The organism is Xanthovirga aplysinae (assembly GCF_009711365.1).
Classification (GTDB): domain Bacteria; phylum Bacteroidota; class Bacteroidia; order Cytophagales; family Cyclobacteriaceae; genus Xanthovirga; species Xanthovirga aplysinae.
Genome location: NZ_SMMB01000968.1, coordinates 1 through 5,945 on the forward strand (window position 1 = coordinate 1; position 5,945 = coordinate 5,945).

The 5,945-nt window shown below is 30.8% G+C and carries 6 protein-coding genes; all 6 read left to right on the forward strand.

Going from position 1 to position 5,945, the window contains the following annotated elements:
• The coding region (locus tag E1171_RS23785) for a glycosyltransferase family 2 protein (protein ID WP_425509611.1) at window positions 1-553 on the forward strand (553 nt) is incomplete at its 5' end.
• A gap of 13 nt (window positions 554-566) precedes the next feature.
• On the forward strand, window positions 567-1,244 hold the full coding sequence (locus tag E1171_RS09215) for an acyltransferase (RefSeq protein WP_155205715.1): 678 nt from the start codon (window positions 567-569) through the stop codon (window positions 1,242-1,244).
• A gap of 796 nt (window positions 1,245-2,040) precedes the next feature.
• Window positions 2,041-2,532: a hypothetical protein gene (locus tag E1171_RS09220; protein ID WP_155205716.1), complete on the forward strand. Its 492-nt coding sequence runs from the start codon at window positions 2,041-2,043 to the stop codon at window positions 2,530-2,532.
• A complete protein-coding gene (locus E1171_RS09225; RefSeq protein ID WP_155205717.1) occupies window positions 2,519-3,844 on the forward strand; it encodes an O-antigen ligase family protein in 1,326 nt (441 codons plus the stop codon). The genes E1171_RS09220 and E1171_RS09225 overlap by 14 nt, the downstream gene beginning before the upstream one ends.
• Window positions 3,831-4,928, forward strand: coding sequence for a glycosyltransferase family 4 protein (locus tag E1171_RS09230; RefSeq protein ID WP_155205718.1), 1,098 nt, complete (start codon window positions 3,831-3,833; stop codon window positions 4,926-4,928). Before E1171_RS09225 ends, E1171_RS09230 begins: the two co-directional genes overlap by 14 nt.
• Window positions 4,929-4,964: 36 nt before the next feature.
• A partial coding sequence (locus tag E1171_RS09235) for a DUF1972 domain-containing protein (protein ID WP_155205719.1) occupies window positions 4,965-5,945 on the forward strand: 981 nt, incomplete at its 3' end.

Genomic DNA, 5,945 nt, shown 5'->3' on the forward strand with positions numbered 1-5,945 from the left:
TTTTTTAAAAGAATCTCAAGTTGGTGCTGTTGGAGTCAAAATGCTTGGAAAGAAAAAGGAATATAGGCAATCTGCAGGTTATTTCCCCTCTCCAAAAAGATTAGTAAAGCTGAGTAATCTTTATAAAAATGATGAAGGCTTTAAAGATGGCACAATGAAAGAAAATGAATTTAATGTGGATTGGGTAGAAGGGTCATTTCTTTTAACTAGGCGACTTTTTTGGGATAAAGTGGGAGGACTAGATGAAGACCTTTTTATGTACGGTGAGGACCTTGACTTTTGCAAAAAGTTAAAAACTAGATTTAATTTAAAGACAATTTATTTTCCCTGCATCCAATATGTTCATTATGGTGGATATGGTGCTGCAAGATACCCAATGATTATTAATGGGTTTAGAAGATATATAGAAAAGTACGAAACCAATAGACAAAAAGTATTTTGCAGTATAGCACTAAATATTAATATAATTTTGTCTGGTATTAAATTATTTTTTATTGAAAATAAGGGAAGCCTTAAGCAATTGCGTGAAAGAATGAGTTTACTGAATTTTTAAATAAAGGTTAAGGATGATAAAAGGAATTTTTAGTTTTTTTTTAAAAAAATTTAACAAAGACTATTCGCTTTCAAAGGAATTGCCTCAAAAATTGTTGCTTAGGGTTATTTTTACTCGTGGAATAATGTTTCTTAGGAGTATTATAAAGATTAATCGATATTGGGTGTTTCTTGGTAGAAGTGTTGGTATTTATAATCTAAAAAATATTGAGTTTGGTAAGGGAGTAACCATTGGAAAGTTTTGTGAAATTGATGGGTATTCCAAAAAAAAGATATTTTTTGGTGAATCTTCTAAGTTAGGGGACTATACAAAACTAAGTGTTACTAGCCATTTGTCCAAATTAGGAAAAGGCTTTTGTATTGGCAGAAATAGTGGTATTGGTGAATTCTCGTTTATTGGTGCTAGTGGCGGAGTGGAGATAGGTGATGATGTAATAATGGGACAATATATCAGCTTTCACTCTGAGAATCATAATTTTCAAAATAAAGATGTTTTAATTAGGGAACAGGGTGTAACATCTCAGGGAATAAAGATTGGGAATGATGTTTGGGTTGGAGCTAAAGTAACTTTTTTGGATGGAGCCGAAGTGGGTGATCATTCGGTAGTAGCCGCAGGAGCTGTAGTTAAAGATAAATTCCCTTCTAACTGTGTTATTGGAGGGGTACCTGCGAAAGTTATTCGATTTTTGTGAATTTTTTAATTTGTATAATAAATTTAATATTTTGATGCTGAAGGGAATGAAGGTAAATAGCGATAAACTTGGAAAAGTAGTCTTTTTGCTATTTATTGGTTTTACTTCCTTAATTAATTCTCCTGGTTTAAGCACTGCTCTTTCTTTTTCGGGAATTTTGTTTTTCATTTTAATCTATCGGTTGAGAATTGAAAAGAGAATAATTGGTTTTACGTTGCCATTTATTTTTATTTTTCTTTTGGGAATATTTAGTGCTTTTTTCTCTATTAATAATTTTTATGATGTAATTAAGGATATTTGGTATTTTCTTAAGCCTATAATTTATCTTGTTTTTGGTTATTTAATATTTAAAAAACAGGATGATTTTAGATTTTTATACAAATCTATAACAATTTTCGCTTTTGTTTTTTCTATTATTCACCTTAGCAAACTTCTTTCCCTTGATTTTTCCTCACTTAAGTTAGATAGAATAAGGCAGGAAGCCGGAAGTTCAAATGTATTTGAATTCCTTTCTTTAATGATATTTATTGGGTCATATAAAGTTAAATCTTTGCGTCCTTTTAAAAGTAGGATGCTAAGGCTTCTTATTTTTTCTACCATTTCAATTTCTTTGTTCTTTTATTTTTCCAGGACGGTAATGGGAGGACTTTTTTTGTCTTTCCTTGTATTTAAAGGCTATCTTAAATTCTCAAAAAAGAAACTGATTTATTTTTTGTTATTATCTGTATCAGTGGTTATTCTTTTTTCAACTCTCTCCTCCTTTGATTTTAAGGAAGGTTCTTATATTTATAAGGTAATGAACATTCCAAAGGAGTTTGCACTGCGCACAGATTATAAAACACAATCAGAAATTAATCAAAACTGGAGAGGCTATGAAGCTGGAAGAGCTATCCTCGGATTAAAAGAAAAAGGATTCCTCTCTATATTATTTGGAAATGGTTTTGGGGCCCTAATAGATCTAGGTTTGGAAATGTCTTTAGGAGGGGAAATGCATCAATATATTCCTATTTTACATAACGGTTATATTTATCTTATGTTTAAGACAGGTCTATTGGGGCTACTATTTTATGTATTTGGTTTAATTCGACTTTATTTTTTTTATACAAAAGGGAGTTTTGGAGAAAGGTCCGTTTTTTTCAAGTATCTAGTTTCAGCAGTTTCTCTCTATTTTATATTTAGCACTTTAGCAATAACTGGGGTTTATAATAAAGGAGATATTTTAACATTTTTTTTAGGGGCATTTATTGCTTTTTATTATAGGGAAAGGGGAAAGTATGTATTGGCGTAAGATTGATAAGGTAGCAGATAGAATTTTTGTTTTTTTATTAATGCTAAACGCAGCAAGTATATGCTGGCCTAGATTAATTAATAATGTGTTTATCATCCTCTTGGTTTTGAATTGGTTATTATTACCAAATTTAAAAGATCGAATCCATAAATGTTTTGTTGATAGAAAGATTTTATTTTTCATAGGTTTTTTTGCTCTTTATTTCATTTCATTTTTATATGCTAATGATGTTAGCAAAGGCTTATCTCAAGTGGAAAAACGTTTGTCTTATTTAGTTTTTCCAATAATTCTGGGGACAGTTCAATTAAAAGATAAAGAAATAAAAAAAATCCTTTTTGGCTTCGTTTTATCTTATCTCCTTACATCTGCTTTCTTACTTATATATGGGGTGATGAACTTTTTGGAACAAGGAAATTATGAGGTGTTCTTTTACAAGAACTTGACAAGCCTAGTACGAGTTCATGTGGTTTATTATGCAATGTATGGGATTTTTTGCATTGGAATTTTAACCTATCTTTTTGGAAGAAAATGGGGAAACCTTAGTTCTTCCCAAAGAATAATTCTGTTAGCAGCTTATTTATTTTGTGTTTTTATCATAGTACTTTGTGCTTCAAAAATGATGATAACTATAGGTATGCTAATGCTGAGCGCCTCAATATATTATTCATTTAATAATCAAATCAATTTTAGATTATTAGCTGGTGGGATTGTTTCAATTTTGCTAGTTGTATTGCTTTCTTTTCAATTTAATGTAGTAAAGCAAAGGTTTTCCGACCTCCTTGATACAGATTTCTCAGTTCTTCGGAAGGAAAGACTAAAAGATTTGAAGGGGCCGAGAGATCCCGAAAAGCATGTGACGATTGCGGATCCAATTAATGGGTTAAATCTACGTTTACTTTTATGGAAAATTGGTTTGGAAAGTATAATTCAGGATAATCACATATTTATGGGGGTTGGACCAGCAGATTATCAAGGTTATTTAAATCAGCAATATATCGAGTATAATTTAGACAGAAGAACGCTTTTAGGGTATGATCAACATAATCAGTACATGGCAACGTTGGTTAGTTTGGGAGTGGTAGGATTAGCCTACCTATTATTATTGTTCATCCTGTCAGTTAGAAAGGCATTTAGTACTAAAAATTTAATGTATTTTATTTTTTTAACAACTTTTATGCTGGGTTGTATTTCGGAATCAATGTTATTGTTGAATAAAGGTATTGTCTATTTTACATTTTTTAATTGTCTATTATTTTTCTCCTTGGAAAATTTCAGCCTACTAAAACCAGAAGTTAGAAATGAAAAAAGATAAGTATGTTTGTGTTCACTTATTAAATGATTTTAGTGGTTCTCCGAATGTTTTGAAGCAAGCCATTAAAGTGATGCAGCAAAATGGTTTTGAGGTCGATGTTTTTACAAGTAGAGATACTGTTGGATTTTTGTCGGATTTAAATGGGGTCAGTTATCAGTTTATTTCGTATAAAAATGAGAAAAATAAATTTTTAACCTTATTTAATTATTTGAAATTCCAAGTTTTTTTGTTTTTTCACATATTGATAAAATACAGAAATGTTAAGAATGTTTCGTTTCTAATCAATACTGTTCACCCATTTGGGGCGGCTTTGGCGGGTAGACTTTTAAGAAAAAAGGTTGTTTATTATATTCATGAGACATTGATAAAACCTGATCTTTTAAAGAAGTTTTTATTTTTTATAGTTCGATTAACCAGCTCGGTTAATATTTTTGTGTCAAAATATTTAAAACAAGAGGAAGGCTTTAAGGGAAGTAATAATCATGTTATTTATAATACACTCGATAAAGATTTTTGGGAAAAAGCTCTAAAAAGCACCGGCCATGGTAGAGGTGAGATATTTAATATTGTTTTTTTGGGCTCCAATAAAGCATATAAAGGGGTTGATACATTTTTTTCACTAGCTAAGCGATTGACAAATCATCGGGATATTCATTTTCTTGTTATGCTTAATGCTCCAAGGGAGGAGATAGATTTATTGCGAAAACAATTTGTTGAACAGAGGAATCTTACGATTTTTGATAGCTCAAATGATGTCCATGATTTATACAAATCCGCTTCTATAGTTTTAAATTTGTCTAAACCTGATTTATGGATTGAGACATTTGGACTTACTCTATTAGAGGCTTTTTCATATGGAGTACCAGTTATTTCCCCTAATATTGGGGGGCCCCTTGAAGTGGTAGATCATGGGATGAATGGATATTGTATAGATGTAACAAATATTGAAGAAGTTATTGAACATATTTTAAATCTTAAGAATGAAAAGGATAAATATTTGACATTTTCAAACAATGCATTTGAGAAATCTAAATTGTTTCAGTATAGGATGTATGAGAAAAGAATAAAAAAAATTCTTTTTTAAGAAGGTTTATTTTTTTAAGGAAATAAAAATATTGTATTGAAAAAGAAAAAAGTGGCAATTATTGGAACTGTTGGAATTCCAGCTAAGTATGGAGGGTTTGAAACTTTAGTAGAACACTTAACAAAGGTTCTTTCAAATAATATTGACTTTACAGTTTATTGTAGTAGTAAAGCATATGCCAAAAAATCTATGTTTTACCAGGGTGCAAAACTTGTTTATTTGCCATTTGATGCAAATGGTAAAGAAAGTTTGCTTTATGATGCAATTTCGGTGGTCCATGCATTAAAAAGTGCAAATGTTTTATTGCTTCTTGGGGTAGGGGGTGGGATAATGCTACCTTTTGTAAAGTTGTTTACAAGAAAAAAAGTTCTGGTTAATATTGACGGCCTGGAATGGAAAAGAGATAAATGGGGAAAAAAAACGAAGTGGCTATTAAAATCTTTGGAGAAGTTATGCGTCCAATTTTCGGATATTGTAATTGTTGATAATAAAGCTATTCAAGAATATGTATCCGTTGAATATAAATTAGACAGTAAATTAATTGAATATGGCGGTGACCATACCTTCAGAGAGGCTCCGGCGAACTCTTTATTGCAGAATTATGGAATAGCTAAAAGCCCTTATGCTTTTTCAGTTTGCAGGATAGAACCTGAAAATAATATAGAGATTATCTTAAAAGCATTCTCTAATTCCAATATTCCTTTATTATTTGTTGGAAATTGGGGGATTAATGAATATGGAAGAAAACTCAAAGGAATTTACAAGGGGTATAAAAATTTATTTCTTTTGGATCCAATTTATGATCAAAATAAGCTAAATCAATTAAGAAGTAACGCTAGTTTATATATTCACGGTCATAGTGCAGGAGGTACCAATCCCTCCTTAGTAGAAGCTATGACTTTGGAGTTACCGGTTATTTGTTGGGATGTTGCTTATAACCGTTATACTACAGGAAATAAAGCTATCTATTTTCATAGCCATGAGGATTTAAGGAAAAAGGTTGGAGATTTGTTTTAT